At 61.2% G+C, this 15,918-nt stretch carries 15 protein-coding genes; 8 read left to right on the top strand and 7 right to left on the bottom strand.

Annotated features, from left to right (window positions below; genetic code table 11):
• Positions 1 to 42 precede the first annotated feature (42 nt).
• Positions 43 to 2,148, top strand: coding sequence for a pyruvate/proton symporter CstA (gene cstA / locus AFK67_RS14855; RefSeq protein WP_007717674.1), 2,106 nt, complete (start codon positions 43 to 45; stop codon positions 2,146 to 2,148).
• Between the two features lie 192 nt (positions 2,149 to 2,340).
• Positions 2,341 to 2,538, top strand: a complete 198-nt coding sequence (locus AFK67_RS14850) for a YbdD/YjiX family protein (RefSeq protein ID WP_007700351.1) — start codon at positions 2,341 to 2,343, stop codon at positions 2,536 to 2,538.
• A gap of 7 nt (positions 2,539 to 2,545) precedes the next feature.
• Here the strand turns inward: AFK67_RS14850 and AFK67_RS14845 are convergent, their stop codons facing one another.
• From AFK67_RS14845 to AFK67_RS14830, 4 genes are all read right to left on the bottom strand, one after another.
• Positions 2,546 to 2,926 carry a helix-turn-helix domain-containing protein gene (locus AFK67_RS14845; protein WP_007717676.1) on the bottom strand — a complete coding sequence of 127 codons (381 nt, stop codon included), beginning with the start codon at positions 2,924 to 2,926 and terminating at the stop codon, positions 2,546 to 2,548.
• A gap of 13 nt (positions 2,927 to 2,939) precedes the next feature.
• Positions 2,940 to 3,200 carry a type II toxin-antitoxin system RelE family toxin gene (locus tag AFK67_RS14840; RefSeq protein ID WP_032966901.1) on the bottom strand — a complete coding sequence of 87 codons (261 nt, stop codon included), beginning with the start codon at positions 3,198 to 3,200 and terminating at the stop codon, positions 2,940 to 2,942.
• 182 nt (positions 3,201 to 3,382) lie between these two features.
• Positions 3,383 to 4,627 carry an MFS transporter gene (locus AFK67_RS14835; RefSeq protein WP_032966903.1) on the bottom strand — a complete coding sequence of 415 codons (1,245 nt, stop codon included), beginning with the start codon at positions 4,625 to 4,627 and terminating at the stop codon, positions 3,383 to 3,385.
• Positions 4,628 to 4,745: 118 nt separating this feature from the next.
• A complete protein-coding gene (locus AFK67_RS14830) occupies positions 4,746 to 5,834 on the bottom strand; it encodes an oxidoreductase (RefSeq protein ID WP_032966904.1) in 1,089 nt (362 codons plus the stop codon).
• 261 nt (positions 5,835 to 6,095) lie between these two features.
• Here AFK67_RS14830 and AFK67_RS14825 point away from each other — a divergent pair, with 261 nt between their 5' ends.
• The 4 genes from AFK67_RS14825 to AFK67_RS14810 all read left to right on the top strand — a co-directional run bounded on the left by AFK67_RS14825 (position 6,096) and on the right by AFK67_RS14810 (position 11,003).
• Positions 6,096 to 7,601: a sugar ABC transporter ATP-binding protein gene (locus AFK67_RS14825; RefSeq protein ID WP_038883093.1), complete on the top strand. Its 1,506-nt coding sequence runs from the start codon at positions 6,096 to 6,098 to the stop codon at positions 7,599 to 7,601.
• On the top strand, positions 7,598 to 8,593 hold the full coding sequence (locus AFK67_RS14820; RefSeq protein WP_007717690.1) for an ABC transporter permease: 996 nt from the start codon (positions 7,598 to 7,600) through the stop codon (positions 8,591 to 8,593). Before AFK67_RS14825 ends, AFK67_RS14820 begins: the two co-directional genes overlap by 4 nt.
• 22 nt (positions 8,594 to 8,615) lie before the next feature.
• Complete coding sequence (locus AFK67_RS14815; protein WP_007717693.1) at positions 8,616 to 9,680, top strand: sugar ABC transporter substrate-binding protein; 1,065 nt, start codon at positions 8,616 to 8,618, stop codon at positions 9,678 to 9,680.
• An 81-nt stretch (positions 9,681 to 9,761) separates the two neighbouring features.
• On the top strand, positions 9,762 to 11,003 hold the full coding sequence (locus tag AFK67_RS14810) for an LVIVD repeat-containing protein (RefSeq protein ID WP_007717701.1): 1,242 nt from the start codon (positions 9,762 to 9,764) through the stop codon (positions 11,001 to 11,003).
• 112 nt (positions 11,004 to 11,115) lie between these two features.
• Here AFK67_RS14810 and mtnK read toward each other — a convergent pair whose 3' ends face one another.
• The gene (mtnK, locus tag AFK67_RS14805) at positions 11,116 to 12,315 is read right to left on the bottom strand and encodes an S-methyl-5-thioribose kinase (RefSeq protein WP_007717704.1); all 1,200 of its coding nucleotides are present in this window, start codon (positions 12,313 to 12,315) and stop codon (positions 11,116 to 11,118) included.
• Between the two features lie 105 nt (positions 12,316 to 12,420).
• Here mtnK and mtnA point away from each other — a divergent pair, with 105 nt between their 5' ends.
• Positions 12,421 to 13,440: an S-methyl-5-thioribose-1-phosphate isomerase gene (gene mtnA, locus AFK67_RS14800; protein ID WP_007717707.1), complete on the top strand. Its 1,020-nt coding sequence runs from the start codon at positions 12,421 to 12,423 to the stop codon at positions 13,438 to 13,440.
• 33 nt (positions 13,441 to 13,473) lie between these two features.
• Here mtnA and hemF read toward each other — a convergent pair whose 3' ends face one another.
• Together hemF and amiA are read right to left on the bottom strand one after the other, a co-directional pair.
• On the bottom strand, positions 13,474 to 14,376 hold the full coding sequence (gene hemF / locus AFK67_RS14795; protein ID WP_038883096.1) for an oxygen-dependent coproporphyrinogen oxidase: 903 nt from the start codon (positions 14,374 to 14,376) through the stop codon (positions 13,474 to 13,476).
• A 2-nt stretch (positions 14,377 to 14,378) separates the two neighbouring features.
• Positions 14,379 to 15,257 carry an N-acetylmuramoyl-L-alanine amidase AmiA gene (amiA, locus tag AFK67_RS14790; protein WP_007712926.1) on the bottom strand — a complete coding sequence of 293 codons (879 nt, stop codon included), beginning with the start codon at positions 15,255 to 15,257 and terminating at the stop codon, positions 14,379 to 14,381.
• Between the two features lie 214 nt (positions 15,258 to 15,471).
• On the opposite strand from amiA, the gene AFK67_RS14785 reads away from it, so the two are divergent.
• Positions 15,472 to 15,897 carry a GNAT family acetyltransferase gene (locus AFK67_RS14785; RefSeq protein WP_007751001.1) on the top strand — a complete coding sequence of 142 codons (426 nt, stop codon included), beginning with the start codon at positions 15,472 to 15,474 and terminating at the stop codon, positions 15,895 to 15,897.
• The last annotated feature ends 21 nt before the right edge of the window (positions 15,898 to 15,918 follow it).

Genomic DNA, 15,918 nt, shown 5'->3' with positions numbered 1-15,918 from the left:
CACCTCTGTTTCACTCATTGTTTCACTGAATGGATAACTATTATGACGAACTCAGGGAAATACCTTATCTGGGCGGGGCTCTCCGTGTTGGGTGCCTTCGCGCTGGGCTACATCGCGCTTAACCGCGGCGAGCAGATCAACGCGCTGTGGATAGTTGTCGCCGCCGTCTGTATTTATCTCATCGCTTACCGGTTCTATGGCCTGTTTATCGCGAAAAAGGTGCTCGCCGTCGACGGGACGCGCATGACGCCCGCGGTGCGCCATAACGACGGGCTCGACTACGTGCCTACCGATAAAAAAGTGCTGTTCGGTCACCATTTTGCGGCAATCGCGGGCGCCGGGCCGCTGGTAGGGCCGGTGCTGGCGGCGCAAATGGGCTATCTGCCCGGTATGATCTGGATCCTCGCGGGCGTGGTGCTGGCCGGTGCGGTGCAGGATTTTATGGTGCTGTTTGTCTCCACCCGTCGCGACGGGCGCTCGCTCGGCGAACTGGTAAAAGAGGAGATGGGCAACACGGCGGGCGTCATCGCGCTCGTCGCCTGCTTTATGATAATGATCATCATCCTGGCGGTGCTGGCGATGATCGTCGTGAAAGCGCTGACCCACAGCCCCTGGGGCACCTACACCGTCGCTTTTACCATTCCGCTCGCCCTTTTTATGGGCATCTATATTCGCTATCTGCGGCCAGGACGCATCGGCGAGGTCTCGGTCATTGGCCTCGTGATGCTGGTCTTTGCGATTATCTCCGGCGGCTGGGTGGCCGAAAGCGAAACCTGGGCGCCGTGGTTTGACTTCACGGGCGTACAGCTGACCTGGATGCTGGTGGGCTACGGCTTTGTGGCGGCGGTGCTGCCGGTCTGGCTGCTGCTGGCCCCGCGCGACTACCTCTCTACCTTCCTGAAAATCGGCACGATTGTCGGTCTCGCCATCGGCATTCTGATCATGCGCCCGACGCTGACCATGCCCGCGATGACCAAATTTATCGACGGCACCGGCCCGGTCTGGACCGGCAACCTGTTCCCGTTCCTGTTTATTACTATCGCGTGCGGCGCGGTATCAGGCTTCCACGCGCTGATTGCCTCCGGCACCACGCCAAAAATGCTGGCCAATGAAAATCAGGCCTGTTTTATCGGTTACGGCGGGATGCTGATGGAGTCGTTTGTGGCGATCATGGCGCTGGTGTCGGCCTGCGTGATTGACCCCGGCGTCTATTTCGCGATGAACAGCCCGATGGCGGTGCTGGCGCCTGCCGGTACGGCGGATGTGGTCGCCTCCGCCGCGCAGGTAGTCAGCGGCTGGGGCTTCCAGATAACGCCGCAGACCCTGAGCCAGATAGCGAATGAGGTCGGCGAGCAGACGATTATTTCGCGGGCGGGCGGCGCGCCGACGCTCGCGGTGGGCATGGCCTACATTCTCCACGGTGCGCTTGGCGGCCTGATGGACGTATCATTCTGGTATCACTTCGCTATCCTGTTCGAGGCGCTGTTTATCCTGACGGCGGTCGATGCCGGTACCCGCGCCGCGCGCTTTATGCTCCAGGATTTGCTGGGCGTAATCTCGCCTGGGCTTAAGCGTACCGACTCACTGCCCGCGAACCTGCTGGCGACGGCGCTATGCGTGCTGGCGTGGGGGTATTTCCTGCATCAGGGCGTGGTGGATCCGCTTGGCGGCATCAATACGCTGTGGCCGCTGTTCGGTATCGCCAACCAGATGCTCGCGGGCATGGCCCTGATGCTCTGCGCCGTAGTGCTGTTTAAAATGAAACGCCAGCGCTACGCGTGGGTGGCGCTGGTGCCGACTGCGTGGCTGCTGATTTGTACGCTGACGGCGGGCTGGCAGAAGGCGTTCAGCCCGGATAATAAAGTGGGCTTTCTGGCTATCGCTAATAAGTTTCAGGCGATCCTGGACAGCGGCACCCTTCCGGCGCAGTACACCGAGGCGCAGTTAAGCCAGCTGGTGTTTAATAACCGTCTCGACGCGGGCCTGACCATTTTCTTTATGGTCGTGGTGGTGGTGCTGGCGCTGTTTTCCATCAAAACCGCGCTGGCGGCGTTGAAGCACGATAAACCGACCGCCAGCGAAACGCCGTATGAGCCAATGCCTGCCGGTACGGAGCAGGTCGTCACGCAGGCGAAAAACGCGCATTGAGTGAGGTTGTCAGGTCTGGTGAATAACGGAAAGGTGGGTGCGCTGCGCTTACCCACCCTACGTGCGGTAATGCCATGTTTGTCATTGTAGGGCGGGTAAGCGAAGCGCACCCGCCGTCCAGCACCAGACCACAATGAAACACATCGGCTCTCTCTCCCCGCCGGGAGAAGGGGCAATGGATAAGGATAAAAAATGTTCGATACCCTTGCTAAAGCCGGGAAATACCTCGGCCAGGCCGCGAAGATGATGATCGGCGTGCCGGATTACGACAACTACGTTGAACACATGCGCGTTAATCACCCGGACCAGACGCCGATGACCTACGAAGAATTCTTCCGCGAACGCCAGGACGCCCGTTACGGTGCGAAGGGCGGCGCGAAATGCTGCTAAGCGCCCCTCAACGGTATTGCACGAGTTGTTCCGGCTGGCAGCCATAAAGCGCCGCCAGCTTTTCGCGGGTGCGTTTTTGCGGGCGCGAGTCAGGGGATTCGAGCTGAGACACGGCAGACTGACTGATGCCGAGTTTTTCAGCCACCTCCTGCTGCGACAGCCCGCGCCAGATACGCCACGCGGCCTGTAAACTCACGTTCTGCTCAACGCTAATACCCACCACCTCATGCGGCAGCGTGACGTCATCGTCGCTGTCGGCTTCATACGGCAATGACGCCAGCGCCTCGTCATCTTCGAGCTGCGCCAGCATTGAGAGGTAAAGTTCATAGGGGATAACCGCATATTCGGGGTTGCCCTGTTTATCATGAATAATTTGTGCATTGAGCATATCGATACCCCCATTAATTAAGGTAAGTGGTTGTGGTTCTGCGTTTAACGTCCAGAATGAGGCAGATAACCGGAACGCCCGCCACGCGCTCGTAAATCACCCGATAATTCCCCACCCGCAGCCGGTAGCGTGGCTTCAGCCCCGCCAGCTTTACGATATCCAGCCTGGCGTCTTCGGTGGCGAGCGCGGCGACTTTCTTACAGAGCATGAGCCTGTCGCTTTCCGGTACGGCGCCCAGTTGTTTGTACGCCCGCTTTGTCCATCTGATGTCCATTCAGTTCCCTCACTCTATCCATTTTCATTATATAAGTAAAATATAAGATTATAAGCTTTTATCTGAAAGTGATTTGCTTATATGGGGTACGCTAAACGGGGAACGGACAGGGGAAAAGCGGCAGCGGAAGGTTTCTCGTGACGTCTCGCAAAAACGCCTTCCGGGGGGAAGGCGTTGTGTATTCAGGCGGTCTGGGGCTTTGGCTCTTCGAGCCGCTGGCGTTTACGCAGCGACGGAAACAGGCGCATCCACAGGCCCACCACGACGAGCGTGCCGATGCCGCCGATAGCTGCCGCAGGCACGGTGCCGAGCAGGGCCGCCAGCATGCCGGACTCAAACTCGCCGAGCTGGTTCGAGGTGTTGATAAAAATCGAGTTCACGGCATTCACGCGGCCCAGCATCTCGTTCGGCGTGTCGAGCTGAACCAGCGCGCCGCGGATAACCATGCTCACCATATCAAACCCGCCTGTCGCGAAGAGCGCGATGAGCGACAGCCAGAGGTTGCTGGAGAGCGCAAACACCAGCGTCGCCACGCCAAAACCGGCCACCGAAAGAAACATAATCATCCCGACGTTTTTCTCAAGCGATCGGCGGCTTAACCAGAACCCAACCAGCAGCGCGCCGACCGCAGGCGCGGCCCGCAGCAGCCCGAGCCCCCACGGCCCGGTGTGGAGAATATCGTGCGCGTAAATCGGCAGCAGCGCGGTGGCCCCACCCAGCAGTACCGCAAAGAGATCGAGCGAAATCACGCCCAGCACGTCCGGGCGCTCGCGAATAAACTTCACGCCCGCGAAGAGCGTGGCGAGGCTCGCCGGCTGGCGCGTCGGGGGGGCCTGCTCATACCGCAGGCGGCTGACCATCACGACCGAAATCAGGTACAGCACGGCGGTGAGCGCGTACACCACCTGCGCGCCGAAGACATACAGCAGGCCGCCGAGCGCCGGGCCCATGATCATCGCCGCCTGGCTTGAGACCGCGCTTGCCGCCGTGGCGCGCGCCAGCAATGCGGGCGGCACCAGCGCCGGGAGCATCGACTGCAGCGACGGCGCCTCCATCACTTTGGCGACGGAGATAATAAAAATCAGTCCGAGGATAATTTTTACATCAGCGAGGTGCGCGACGGTCGCGGCGGCCAGCGCGCCGATGGCGAGCCACTCCACCAACTGACCAATCAAAACCACCCGACGGCGGTCGCGCTGGTCGGCGATATGCCCGGCCCAGAGCGCCAGCGTCACCGACGGCAGAAACTGCACCAGGCCTATCAGGCCGAGATAAAACGCGCTGTGGGTGAGGGCGTAAATCTGCCAGCCCACCACGATAGACAACATCTGGAAACCGAAGCCGGAGCAGGTGCGCGCCAGCCAGAAGGCGACGAACGAGCGATGCGCCAGCAGGGACGCGTCGCCGTCAGAGTGTACAGAAGCCATAAACCATCCCATTAACCCATGAAAAGCGGCGGCGCGAGTCATGTTTTATCGCCGCCAGGCAAGGTTTTAAGCCTACAGGGATTTCACATTAAGTGGCATCGCACCCTGTGCGATTTGCTTAGCGGGCGAAGGTTTCGACCTTTTCAAAGGCCGCACGCAGGACGGCGGGCGTCAGCGTCACCGGCAGGTAGTGAATGGATTCCACCGGGCGCAGGGTGTGAGCGATAACGCGCTCCAGCGCGTCGGCGTTGTGAATATCCACCTCCAGTTCGGCAAGCGTGGTGGGCAGATTAAAGCGCTGGTAAGCGCTAACCAGCTGCGCCAGCACGTCGTCCTGGCCGAGCAGGGCACTCTGCACCAGAATGCCGTACGCCACTTTAGTGCCGTGCAGGTATTTTTCGGTCTGCGGCAGTACCGTCAGGCCGTTATGCACCGCGTGCGCCGCCGCGACGCGCGTATAGCGCTCGCCAAGACCGCCCACCATGCCGCCGCCCGCAATAATGGCGTCGACCACGTCACGGAAATCTTGCGTCAGCGCGCCGCGTTTTTGACTGTCGAGCGCCGCCTCGCTCTGCGCAAGCAGCACGTCGCGAATGGCAAGCGCCGCGTTAAGGCCGAGCCGCACGGTGAGCGGCAGGTTGTCAGGCGCAGGAGCCAGCACGACCGCCTCATACCATTTGGCGAGCGTATCGCCGATGCCCGCCAGCAGATACTCCGCGGGCGCGCGCAGGATTATCTCGGGCTCCACCAGCACCAGATGGTTGGCGTCATCGAAAATCTCAAAATGCAGCGCCTGACCGGCGTCGTTATACCAGACGGAGAGCGGCGTCCAGGCCGCGCAGGTGGCGGCGATGGTCGGAATGGCGACCACCGGCAGGCCGAGACGGCGCGCCAGCGCTTTAGCCGTATCAAGCAGCGCGCCGCCGCCCACGCCAATCACCACGGCGCGATCGTCGCCCGCCTGCGCCGCCAGCGTGCTGACGTCGCGCTCGCTGCAATGCCCGCGAAACAGGATGTGTCGCGCGCCGGGCGCGTCGAACGCCTCCGGCAGGAAAGGGCGCGCGGCGGCGATGGCCCGCTCGCCATACACCCATACCGCGCGGGAGAGCTGCGCCGGGGTGTAGAGATCGCGCAGACGCGCCAGCGCGCCCGGATGAGAGTAGTAATTCGCAGGTCCTGGAACCACGCGGATATCGGTATCGCTCATGAGTGTCGTCCTTTTAGTGTTTATCCCATCCTGCCACAGAAAGCCGTCCGGACGTCTGATTATCCGCACTGCGGCGCATGCAATATTTTCATGTTGGCGCTAAACGCAGCGGTAAGCTGAAAAATATTAATGTTACGTCCAGACATCTGGACGGCTAATAATTTTTTGCTTTATCTTATGCCGATTCATTCATTGCCAGCGAATATATCCGCGTGAATGATTGCGTTTAATGATTATTCATTCCTGTGGAGATGGTCGGCTATGTCCCTGAACCCGCGTCTTGAGATGCGCGCGATATCCCTGGCCTTTAGCGGCTTCCCGGCGCTCACGCAGGTGGATTTCACCCTGCGCGCGGGCTCCGTACACGCGCTGACTGGCGCCAACGGCGCCGGAAAGTCGACGCTGATGGCGGTGCTCTCCGGTATCTGGGATCACTACCAGGGCCAGATCCTGCTTGACGGCGCGCCTGTCAGCCTTCGCTCGCCGCGCGACGCTAAAGCGCTCGGCATTCATCTGGTGCAGCAGGAAGTGGATGCCGCGCTGGTGCCGGGGCTGAGCATCGCGGAAAACATCATGCTTGATGCCCTGAGCGAAGGCGGCCTGCGCTATCGCTGGGGCGAAACGCGCCGCCGGGCACGCGCCGCGCTGGCGCAGCTCGACATCGCGCTGGACGTAAACCGCCGTATCGACAGCTGCACGCTGGCTGAAAAACAGCATGTGCTGCTGGCGCGGGCGCTCTCTCACCACTGCCGTTACCTGATCCTCGACGAACCCACCGCGCCGCTCGACCAGCACGAGAGCGAGCGTCTTTTCGCGGTCGTGCGCCGTCTGCAGGCGCAGGGCATGGGCGTGGTGTTTATCTCACATCGCATTCATGAGCTGAAAGCCATCTGCGACACCCTGACGGTGCTGCGCGACGGCAGGCTGATTGAGAGCGGGCCGATGGCGGCGCTCTCTGGCGAGCAGATCGTCGAGAAGATGCTGGGCCACGCGCTCGACACGCTCTATCCGCCGCGCCGTCCTGCGCCTTGCGATGACGTCCTGCTGGCGGTTGACGGACTGCATGACGACACGCTGCTGCACGATATTTCGCTGCGCCTGCATAAAGGCGAGATCCTCGGCATCGCCGGGCTGGCGGGCGCCGGGAAAACCGAGCTGTGCAAGGCGCTGTTTGGCGCGAGCAAAAGCACGCTGCGTCAGGGAGAGCTGGCGGGGCGTCCGTGGCGACCCACCGATCCTGCGGATTCCGTGGCGCGCGGGCTGGCGCTGGTGCCGGAAGAGCGGCGTAAAGAGGGCATTTTCATCGACGAGCCGATCGCCATGAATCTCGCCGCCAGCGCCGACGGCAGCTTTACCCGCTGGGGGCTGTTTGGTCGCCGCGATGCCTGGCGCTGGGCGCAGGAGGTTATCCAGCGTCTCGGTATTCGCGCCAGCGGGCCGGGGCAGCCGCTTCGCAGGCTTTCCGGCGGCAATCAGCAGAAAGTCGCCATCGGCAAATGGCTGCGCGGCGATAACGACGTGCTGATTTTCGACGAGCCCACCAAAGGCGTGGACGTGAAAGCCAAAACCGATCTGTTCAACCTGATTGACGGCCTTGCCCGCGAGGGCAAAGGCATTATTTACGCCTCCGGCGAATTCGCCGAGCTGGTGGGCCTGTGCGACCGCATCTGCGTGCTGTGGGACGGGCGCATCGTCGCGGAGCTGGAGGGCCGCGAGGCCAGCGAAGAAACCTTATTACTCTATTCCACCGGAGGAACCCCCGCGTGAGCAAGGCCGCAACCCTGAAGAGCACGCCGTCGGCGCGCCACCAGCTGTTTGAATTTTTCTATAAGTGGGGAATGTTGCTGACCGTCGTGGCGCTGGTCGCGCTGTTTGGCATCGCGTCGGACAACTTTCTCGATCCGTTTAACATCATCAACATTTTGCGCTCTATCGCCATCGTCACGGTAATCGCCATCGGCGTGTCGGTGTCGCTCACCATCGGCGGGTTCGATCTCTCGGTGGGTTCGACGGCGTCGCTCGCCAACGCGCTGGTGATTTCGCTGTTCGTCTGGCACGGCGTAGGCACAACGGAGGCGATTGTCATTACGCTTGCGCTCTGCACGCTGGTCGGGCTGTTTAACGCGTTTCTTATCGTGGTGCTGAAAATCCCGGACATGCTCGCCACGCTCGCCAGCCTGTTTGTTATCCAGGGCGTCGCGATGACTTACAGCTACGGCGGCTCTATCACGCAAAACATGGTGCTGCCGAGCGGCGACATGGCGGAAGGCGTGATCCCTGACACGTTCAGCCTGCTGGGCCAGGTGCCGGTTATCGTGATCGTGATGCTGGTGGTGACGGTGGTAGCGCAGCTCGCGCTATCGCTCACCACCCACGGTCGGCGTATGTACGCCATCGGCGGCAACCCGGAGGCGGCGCGCCTCTCCGGTATCCGCATCACGCGCTATAAAGTGGCCGCATATGTGATTGCCTCGCTGCTGGCGGGCCTCGGCGGCATCCTGCTTGCCTCGCGCATCGGCTCGTCGCAGGTGAATGCGGGCAGCGGCTACCTGATGGACGCCGTCGCGGCGGCCTGGATTGGGTTTTCGCTGGCGGGCTCCGGCAAGCCGAACGCGCTCGGCACGCTGGTGGGGGCGGTTATCCTCGGCGTGCTCTCCAACGGGCTGGTGATGCTCTCGGTGCCGTACTACGCAATGGACATTATCAAAGGGCTGGTGCTCGCTGGGGCGCTTGCCATCACTTATATCCAGCGACGTTAATCACAGACAGGGAAATAACAGAATGAAAAAACTGACGCTCTCTTTACTGGCGCTGGGCCTGCTCTGCGCCCTGCCGGGCCACGCGGCCACGCCTGCCCCGGTGCCGGACGCCATCGCAAACCACAACGGGCCGGTGCGCATCGCCGTTATCCGCAACCTCGGCTCGGATGACAACACCACGCAGTTTGTGGCGGGCGCGGTCCAGGAAGGCAAAAAGCTCGGCTTTAAGGTCAGTACCTTTTTAAGCAACGGCGACGACGCGAAATTCCAGGATTTCGTGAATCAGGCCATCAGCCAGAAATATGACGGCATTATTCTCTCCCAGGGCCGCGACCCGTACGCCACCGAACTGGTGAAGCGTATCGTTGACGCCGGTATTAAAGTCTCGGTGTTTGATACCGCCGTGAAGGGCGACATTCCGGGCGTCACCGTCACGCAGCAGGACGACGCGTCGCTCACGCAGCTTTCCGCAGGCCAGCTGGTGAAGGATTTCAACGGCAAGGCGAACATCATCAAACTGTGGGTCGCGGGCTTCCCGCCGATGGAGCGTCGCCAGGCGGCCTTCCAGGAGATCCTCAAGCAGAACCCCGGTATTAAAGAGCTGGAGTCTATCGGCGCGGTCTCGTCCGACGTGCAGGGCGACACCGCCAATAAAGTGGGCGCGGTGCTGGCGAAATACCCGAAAGGCAAAATTGACGCCATCTGGGGCACCTGGGATGCCTTCAGCCAGGGCGCGTATAAGGCGCTGAAAGAGAATGGCCGCACCGAGATAAAACTCTACAGCATCGATATCTCCAACCAGGATTTGCAGCTGATGCGCGAGGCTGGCAGCCCGTGGAAGGTGAGCGTGGCGGTGGATCCAAAGCTGATTGGCGCGACCAACGTGCGGCTTATCGCCAATAAGCTTGGGGGCGAGCCGACGCCTGCGACCTATGACTTCAAAGCGGCCGCCATTCCGCAGGCTGTGCTGGCAAGCCAGACCGGGCCGGTGAACGTGGCGGCGCTTGGCAAACTCATTCCGGGCTGGGGCCAGACGGAAGATTTCATCGCGCCGTGGTTTGCGACGCTTGAAGCGAAGTCAAAATAATCCCAAAGGCGCTGCGCTTGCCGGGTCTACGGTGCTGTAGGCCGGATAAGGCGTAGCAGTATCTGGCGTAAGGAGTTCAGGGTGACGCATTTACCGACCCCAGACTACAGCCGCAATATGCGGCTGATTGGCCACAGCGATCAGGGCGGTCGGCCGGACGGCGTGCAGCTGATGGTGCATCGCGGTTTCGCGTATATCGGCCATATGGTGTCGCAGGGGGTTTCGATTGTCGACGTGCGTGACCCGGCGCGCCCGAAAGCGGCAGGTTTTGTGCCCGCGCCGCCGGGCACCTGGAACGTGCATTTACAGGCGCATGACGATCTGCTGCTGGTTATCAACGCCCGCGACCTGTTCGCCGACGCGCGCTTTGCTGATGAGACGGTGTACTACACCCGCTCGGTGGGCGAGACGGTGCGCGATGTGGCGGATAAAGGCTGGAGCGCGGGGCTTCGGGTGTTTGATATCTCAATGCCCGATAAGCCGCGTGAAATCGGCTTTCTGTCGCTAAACGGTATCGGCATTCACCGCATCTGGTATGTGGGCGGGCGCTGGGCGTATGTCTCGGCGCTGATCGACGGCTTTCGCGATTATATTTTCCTGACCATCGATCTCGCCGACCCGCGCAAGCCCGAAGTGGCGGGGCGCTGGTGGCTGCCCGGCATGAACGAGGCGGCAGGCGAGCAGCCCACGTGGCCGGAAGGTAAACGCTATGCGCTGCACCACGCGATTATCGCGGGCGATACGGCGTATGGCAGCTGGCGCGACGGCGGGCTGACGCTACTGGATGTGAAAGACCGCCGCGAACCAAAGCTTATCGCGCACCGCAACTGGAGCCCGCCGTTTGGCGGCGGCACCCACACGGCGCTGCCGTTGCCGGACCGCTCCCTGCTGGTGGTGCTGGATGAAGCGGTGCTGGATAACCAGCAGGATGGCGAAAAGCTTATCTGGCTGTTTGATATTCGCGAGCCGTCGAACCCGGTGAGCATTTCGACATTCCCTCCGCCGGATGAAACGGATTACGTCGCGAAAGGCGCGCATTTCGGCCCGCATAACCTGCACGAGAACCGCCCAGGCAGTTTTGTGAGTTCGACGCTGATCTTCGCGACGTACCAGAACGCGGGTGTACGCGCTTACGATATCTCCAACCCGTATCGCCCGGTGGAGACCGGCGCGCTGGTGCCCGCCGCGCCTGCGAAGATGATGGATACGCGCCCCGGTCGCCCGCGGGTTATCCAGTCTTGCGACGTGTTTGTGGATGCGCAGGGGATCATTTACAGCACCGATTACAACGGCGGGTTGTCGGTGATTGAGTATCTGGGGTAGGGGTAAGTGAGTGGAATGGCGGGTGCGCTGCGCTTACCCGCCCTGCAAACCCAACGTTGACCTTATCCCTTGTAGGGTGGGTAAGCGAAGCGCACCCACCACTGGCAATGCGTTAACCGTACTGCCGCACGCGGGCGATGAGCTCGTCGGCGCTCTCAATACGCGGGGCGAGCAGGATAAGCGCCTTGCCGAGCCCGATGGCGTGACGCAGGCATGAATGCTGCATCTCTGCATCACGAATGGTGTCGATATCTGCCACGTGTGAAAGCCCGACGCTGCGGCGAATCAACTCGGTGCCGGCAAAACCGATAGCGTCCGCCCAGACTTTCTGTAAAAACGCACTGGCGTAACCGGGCTCGGCCAGCGCTGCGTCGCGGGTTTTCTCGCGCGCCAGCGCCTGGAAACGTTCGGCGAAGGTGTGCCACAGCGCGGCGATATCAATAAGGCGCTGCTCGCGCGCGGCGGCGGCTTCGCGGATGCCGAGCTGGCCGGGCGCGCCGCAGTAGTTCAGCAGCAGATTGCCGATGGCTGTCCCGACGTCAAAGCCCACCGGGCCGAAATAACCGAACTCCGCGTCAATCGCCTTCAGACTGCCGTCGGCGACGAAAATCGAACCGCTGTGAATATCGCCGTGCAGCAACGCCTCGGCGTGAGAGAAAAAGCGGTGCTTGAGCGCGGCGACGGCGCATTTCAGCGCCGCGTCGTCACGCAGCGCGGCGGCTTCGGGCTCAAGCTCTGCCGGGTAGTTATTGCGCTCATGAATCTGATACGGATCGTTGAAGAAAAGATCTTCGGTGATTTCACACATCTCCGGGTTAATAAAGCGCGCCACTTCGGCCTTTTTCGCATGCGGGTGCAGATAGAAATCGCTGGTGTGGAACAGCGTCTGCGCCAGGTATTCGCCGAGCTGCTGTGCGGCCTGCGGATAGTGCGCGCCCCGGATAAGCTCGCCGCGCCAGATGCGGTGATCGGAGAGATCTTCCATCACCATCACGGCAAGCGCCGGATCGTAATGGTGAATTTTGACGGTATGTTGCGGGCAGTGCTGGTAGTGCGTCACCAGCGTCTGCGCTTCGAGACGCGCGCGGTCAAGCGTCAGCGGCCAGGATTCGCCCACGCAACGCACATAGGGCAGGGCCTGTTTAACGATAACCCGGCTGACGCCCTGCTTATCAAAGATTTTAAACACCAGATTGAGATTGCCGTCGCCGACCTCCTGCGCGCTGACCAGTTCGTCGGGCGCGCTGAGTCCGCCAAATTGTTGCGCATAAGCCACCGCATCGCTGGCCGTAAAGGTTCGGTATTGCGACATTGCTGATATCCTCATTCAATCTGGTTATAAGGCCGTACAGACGTCTATACATCTGGATTTCATCCTGACACAATAGAACACAATAACGCAACAGGGATTTAACGCATGCAGACACTTCAGACAACCAGCCTGCGGGTGGTGGATAACACACTCTGGATCCTCGACCAGCAGGCGCTGCCGCAGCAGAAAAACTGGCTGCCCGCCGATACTGTCGACGCGCTGATCGGTCATATTCACGCCTTAAGGGTGCGCGGCGCGCCGCTGATTGGCCTGTCGGCGAGCCTGCTGCTGGCGCTGCTGGCGGAACACGGTATGACGCGCGACGCGCTCGGCCAGGCGCTGGAGGTGCTGCGCGCGGCGCGCCCGACGGCGGTAAACCTGATGAACAATCTCGACCGTATGAAACAGGCGCTCGCGCAGCCGGATTACGCGACGGCGCTGGGCGCGGAGGCGCTGCGCCTGGTACAGGAAGATCGCGAACTGTGCGAGCGTATCGCGCGGGCCGGAAGCGCGCTGGTGACGCCCGGCAGTCGTCTGCTGACCCACTGTAATACCGGCGGGCTTGCGACGGCGGGCGTCGGTACGGCGCTCGGCGTGATTGCGCGCGCGCATGAAGAGGGCAACGTGGCGAACGTCTGGGTGGATGAAACCCGACCCCTGTTGCAGGGCGGGCGCTTAACCGCCTGGGAGCTTGGCGAGCTTGGCGTGCCGTATCAGCTCATCACCGATTCGATGGCCGCAAGCCTGATGGCGCAGGGGCTGGTAGATGCCGTCTGGGTCGGCGCGGACAGAATTGCGGCGAACGGCGATGTGGCGAACAAAATCGGCACTTATTCACTCGCCGTGCTGGCAAAGTTTCATCACGTGCCCTTTTACGTGGCGGCCCCGCAGACTACGCTCGATCCGGCCTGCCCGAACGGCGCGGCCATCCCGATTGAACAGCGCGCGGCGGCGGAAGTGACCGGCGTGGCGGGCAGTTTCGGCGCGGTGCAGTGGGCGCCGGAAGAGGCGCGGGTGTATAACCCGGCGTTTGACGTCACGCCTGCTTCGCTGATTAGCGGCTGGGTGCTGGATGGTGGCGTCGTCACGCCAGAGGAAGTGGCGAAGGGCCGTTTCGCCGGGTAAAAGCGGCGTCCGCGCAGGGCGGACGCCGGTGCGTCACACCCAGTCGCGTACCGGCAGGAAGTCCCGGTACAGCGCCGCTTCCGGGCTGTTCTCTTCTGGCTGGTAGCCATATTCCCAGCGCACCAGCGGCGGCATCGACATCAGAATCGACTCGGTTCGCCCGCCGGTTTGCAGCCCGAAGAGCGTGCCGCGGTCCCATACCAGGTTGAACTCCACATAGCGTCCACGACGGTAGAGCTGGAATTCGCGCTCGCGCTCGCCCCAGGGCAGCGCTTTACGGCGCTCAACGATGGGCAGATACGCGTCGAGATAGCCGTCGCCTACCGCCTGCATAAACGCAAAGCAGGTATCGAAATCGGGCGTGTTGAGATCGTCAAAGAACAGCCCGCCAATGCCGCGCGCCTCCTGGCGATGCTTCAGGTAGAAGTAGTCGTCGCACCATTTTTTATAGCGCGGGTAGACGTCATCGCCGAAGGGCGCGCAGAGATCCCGTGCGGTGCAGTGCCAGTGGATGGCGTCCTCTTCGAAGCCGTAAAACGGCGTTAAGTCAAAGCCGCCGCCAAACCACCAGACCGGATCGGCGCCCGGTTTTTCGGCGATAAAAAAGCGCACGTTGGCGTGGCTCGTCGGCACATAGGGGTTGCGCGGATGCACGACCAGCGAGACGCCCATCGCCTCAAAGCTGCGGCCCGCGAGCTCCGGGCGGTGCGCCGTGGCGGAAGCGGGCATCGCATCGCCATGCACGTGGGAGAAGTTAACGCCCGCCTGTTCAAAGACCATGCCGTCGCGCAGGACGCGGCTGCGCCCGCCGCCGCCGCCTTCGCGCTCCCAGGCGTCTTCGACAAAGCGATCGCCGTCAACGGCGGCCAGCTGCTGGCAGATACGGTCCTGTAAATCGAGCAAAAACGCTTTTACGCGCTGAATATCCGGTGCCATCGTTAGCCTCGTTTCGAGTGGGCTTTGTGGTTATCAAACCAGTTGAAATAGCTTATCACCCCGTTGGCGATGGCCGTCGCTATCTTCTGGCGAAAGGCGGCGGTGCCGAGCAGTTTCTCTTCCTGCGGGTTGGTGATAAAGGACGTTTCCACCAGCACGGACGGGATCGACGGCGATTTCAGCACCACGAACGCTGCCTGCTCGGTGTTGCGGCTGTGCAGGCGGTGCACCGGTTTTATCTGGCGCAGAATATGCGAGCCGAGCGTCAGGCTGTTTTTAATGGTGTCGGTCTGGACCAGGTCGAACAGCACCTGTTGCAGATAGTGATCTTTATTTTTGACCTTGCTGCCCGCCACGTCATCGGCGGCGTTTTCGCGCTCGGAGAGGTATTTCGCCATGGCGCTACTGGCGCCGCGGTTCGAGAGCGCGAAGACGGACGCGCCGGCGGCGCTGGGGCTGGTAAAGCCGTCGGCGTGAATCGACATAAAGAGATCCGCGCCGTGCTGATGCGCGATTTCGACGCGATCGTAGAGCGGAATAAAGGTGTCGTTGCTGCGCGTCAGTTTGGCGTCGATACCGTTTTTACGCAGGATCGCGCGGACGTTTTTCGCGATGGCGAGCACCACATGCTTTTCTTTCGAGCCGTTATGGCCGATAGCGCCGGTGTCGATGCCGCCGTGGCCCGGGTCGAGCATCACGAGACGGCGCGCGCCCGCTTTTTTCGCCTTCGGTTTGCTGTGGCTGTTACTGGTTTTCAGCGCCGGGCTCTTTTCTTCTTTCGCCAGCGCCTGATTAAGACCCGTGAGCGCCAGCGCGGCAAGACCGGTGCGCAGCAGCTGACGGCGCGAGGTGAGTTTTTTTAAGGGTTTGAAAGTGCTCATGCGTCCTGACTTCTGATTTTACTGTCCTGGAGTGTTATAACCTGGCGTAACGGGGTGGAACGACACCCTGTTGCAACAAAAGTTTTACGATTCATTTCAGGGCGTGATGATTCCCCAGTATGCCATTTTCAACGAACTTTTGCCGGAGATATTGGCTATTGAGGCCGATAGCGCCATAATCTCGTTTTTTACGCCTTAAAACACGGGGAATACCATGGAGATACGCGTTTTTCGTCAGGCCGACTTTGAAGAAGTCATCACCCTGTGGGAGCGTTGCGATCTGCTGCGTTCGTGGAACGATCCTGAAATGGATATCGAACGTAAACTCAACCATGACCCGGATCTCTTCCTGGTGGCGGAAGTGAGCGGCGAAATCGTCGGCTCGGTGATGGGCGGCTATGACGGCCATCGCGGTTCGGCGTATTACCTGGGCGTTCACCCGGAGTTTCGCGGGCGCGGCATTGCCAACGCGCTGCTTAACCGGCTGGAGAAGAAGCTCATCGCGCGCGGCTGCCCGAAAATCAATATCCAGATCCGCGAAGAGAACGACATCGTGCTCGGCATGTACGAGCGGCTTGGCTATGAACATCAGGATGTGATTAGCCTCGGCAAACGGCTCATCGAGGATCAGGAATACTGACAGCGCGTCACCCGGCCGCTG

This window comes from Cronobacter dublinensis subsp. dublinensis LMG 23823 (assembly GCF_001277235.1).
Lineage (GTDB): Bacteria > Pseudomonadota > Gammaproteobacteria > Enterobacterales > Enterobacteriaceae > Cronobacter > Cronobacter dublinensis.
Note: the sequence above shows the minus strand (reverse complement) of the source record. Positions and strands in the feature narration are given on the sequence as shown.

Excerpts from the sequence above, each read along its gene's own strand:
- AFK67_RS14785 (WP_007751001.1), top strand. The coding sequence starts at position 15,472 with ATGGAGATACGCGTTTTTCGTCAGGCCGACTTTGAAGAAGTCATCACC.
- cstA (WP_007717674.1), top strand. The coding sequence starts at position 43 with ATGACGAACTCAGGGAAATACCTTATCTGGGCGGGGCTCTCCGTGTTG.
- AFK67_RS14830 (WP_032966904.1), bottom strand. The coding sequence starts at position 5,834 with ATGAGCGATACCGATATCCGCGTGGTTCCAGGACCTGCGAATTACTAC.
- mtnA (WP_007717707.1), top strand. The coding sequence starts at position 12,421 with ATGCAGACACTTCAGACAACCAGCCTGCGGGTGGTGGATAACACACTC.
- AFK67_RS14850 (WP_007700351.1), top strand. The coding sequence starts at position 2,341 with ATGTTCGATACCCTTGCTAAAGCCGGGAAATACCTCGGCCAGGCCGCG.
- AFK67_RS14835 (WP_032966903.1), bottom strand. The coding sequence starts at position 4,627 with ATGGCTTCTGTACACTCTGACGGCGACGCGTCCCTGCTGGCGCATCGC.
- mtnK (WP_007717704.1), bottom strand. The coding sequence starts at position 12,315 with ATGTCGCAATACCGAACCTTTACGGCCAGCGATGCGGTGGCTTATGCG.
- AFK67_RS14845 (WP_007717676.1), bottom strand. The coding sequence starts at position 2,926 with ATGCTCAATGCACAAATTATTCATGATAAACAGGGCAACCCCGAATAT.
- hemF (WP_038883096.1), bottom strand. The coding sequence starts at position 14,376 with ATGGCACCGGATATTCAGCGCGTAAAAGCGTTTTTGCTCGATTTACAG.
- amiA (WP_007712926.1), bottom strand. The coding sequence starts at position 15,257 with ATGAGCACTTTCAAACCCTTAAAAAAACTCACCTCGCGCCGTCAGCTG.
- AFK67_RS14840 (WP_032966901.1), bottom strand. The coding sequence starts at position 3,200 with ATGGACATCAGATGGACAAAGCGGGCGTACAAACAACTGGGCGCCGTA.
- AFK67_RS14825 (WP_038883093.1), top strand. The coding sequence starts at position 6,096 with ATGTCCCTGAACCCGCGTCTTGAGATGCGCGCGATATCCCTGGCCTTT.
- AFK67_RS14815 (WP_007717693.1), top strand. The coding sequence starts at position 8,616 with ATGAAAAAACTGACGCTCTCTTTACTGGCGCTGGGCCTGCTCTGCGCC.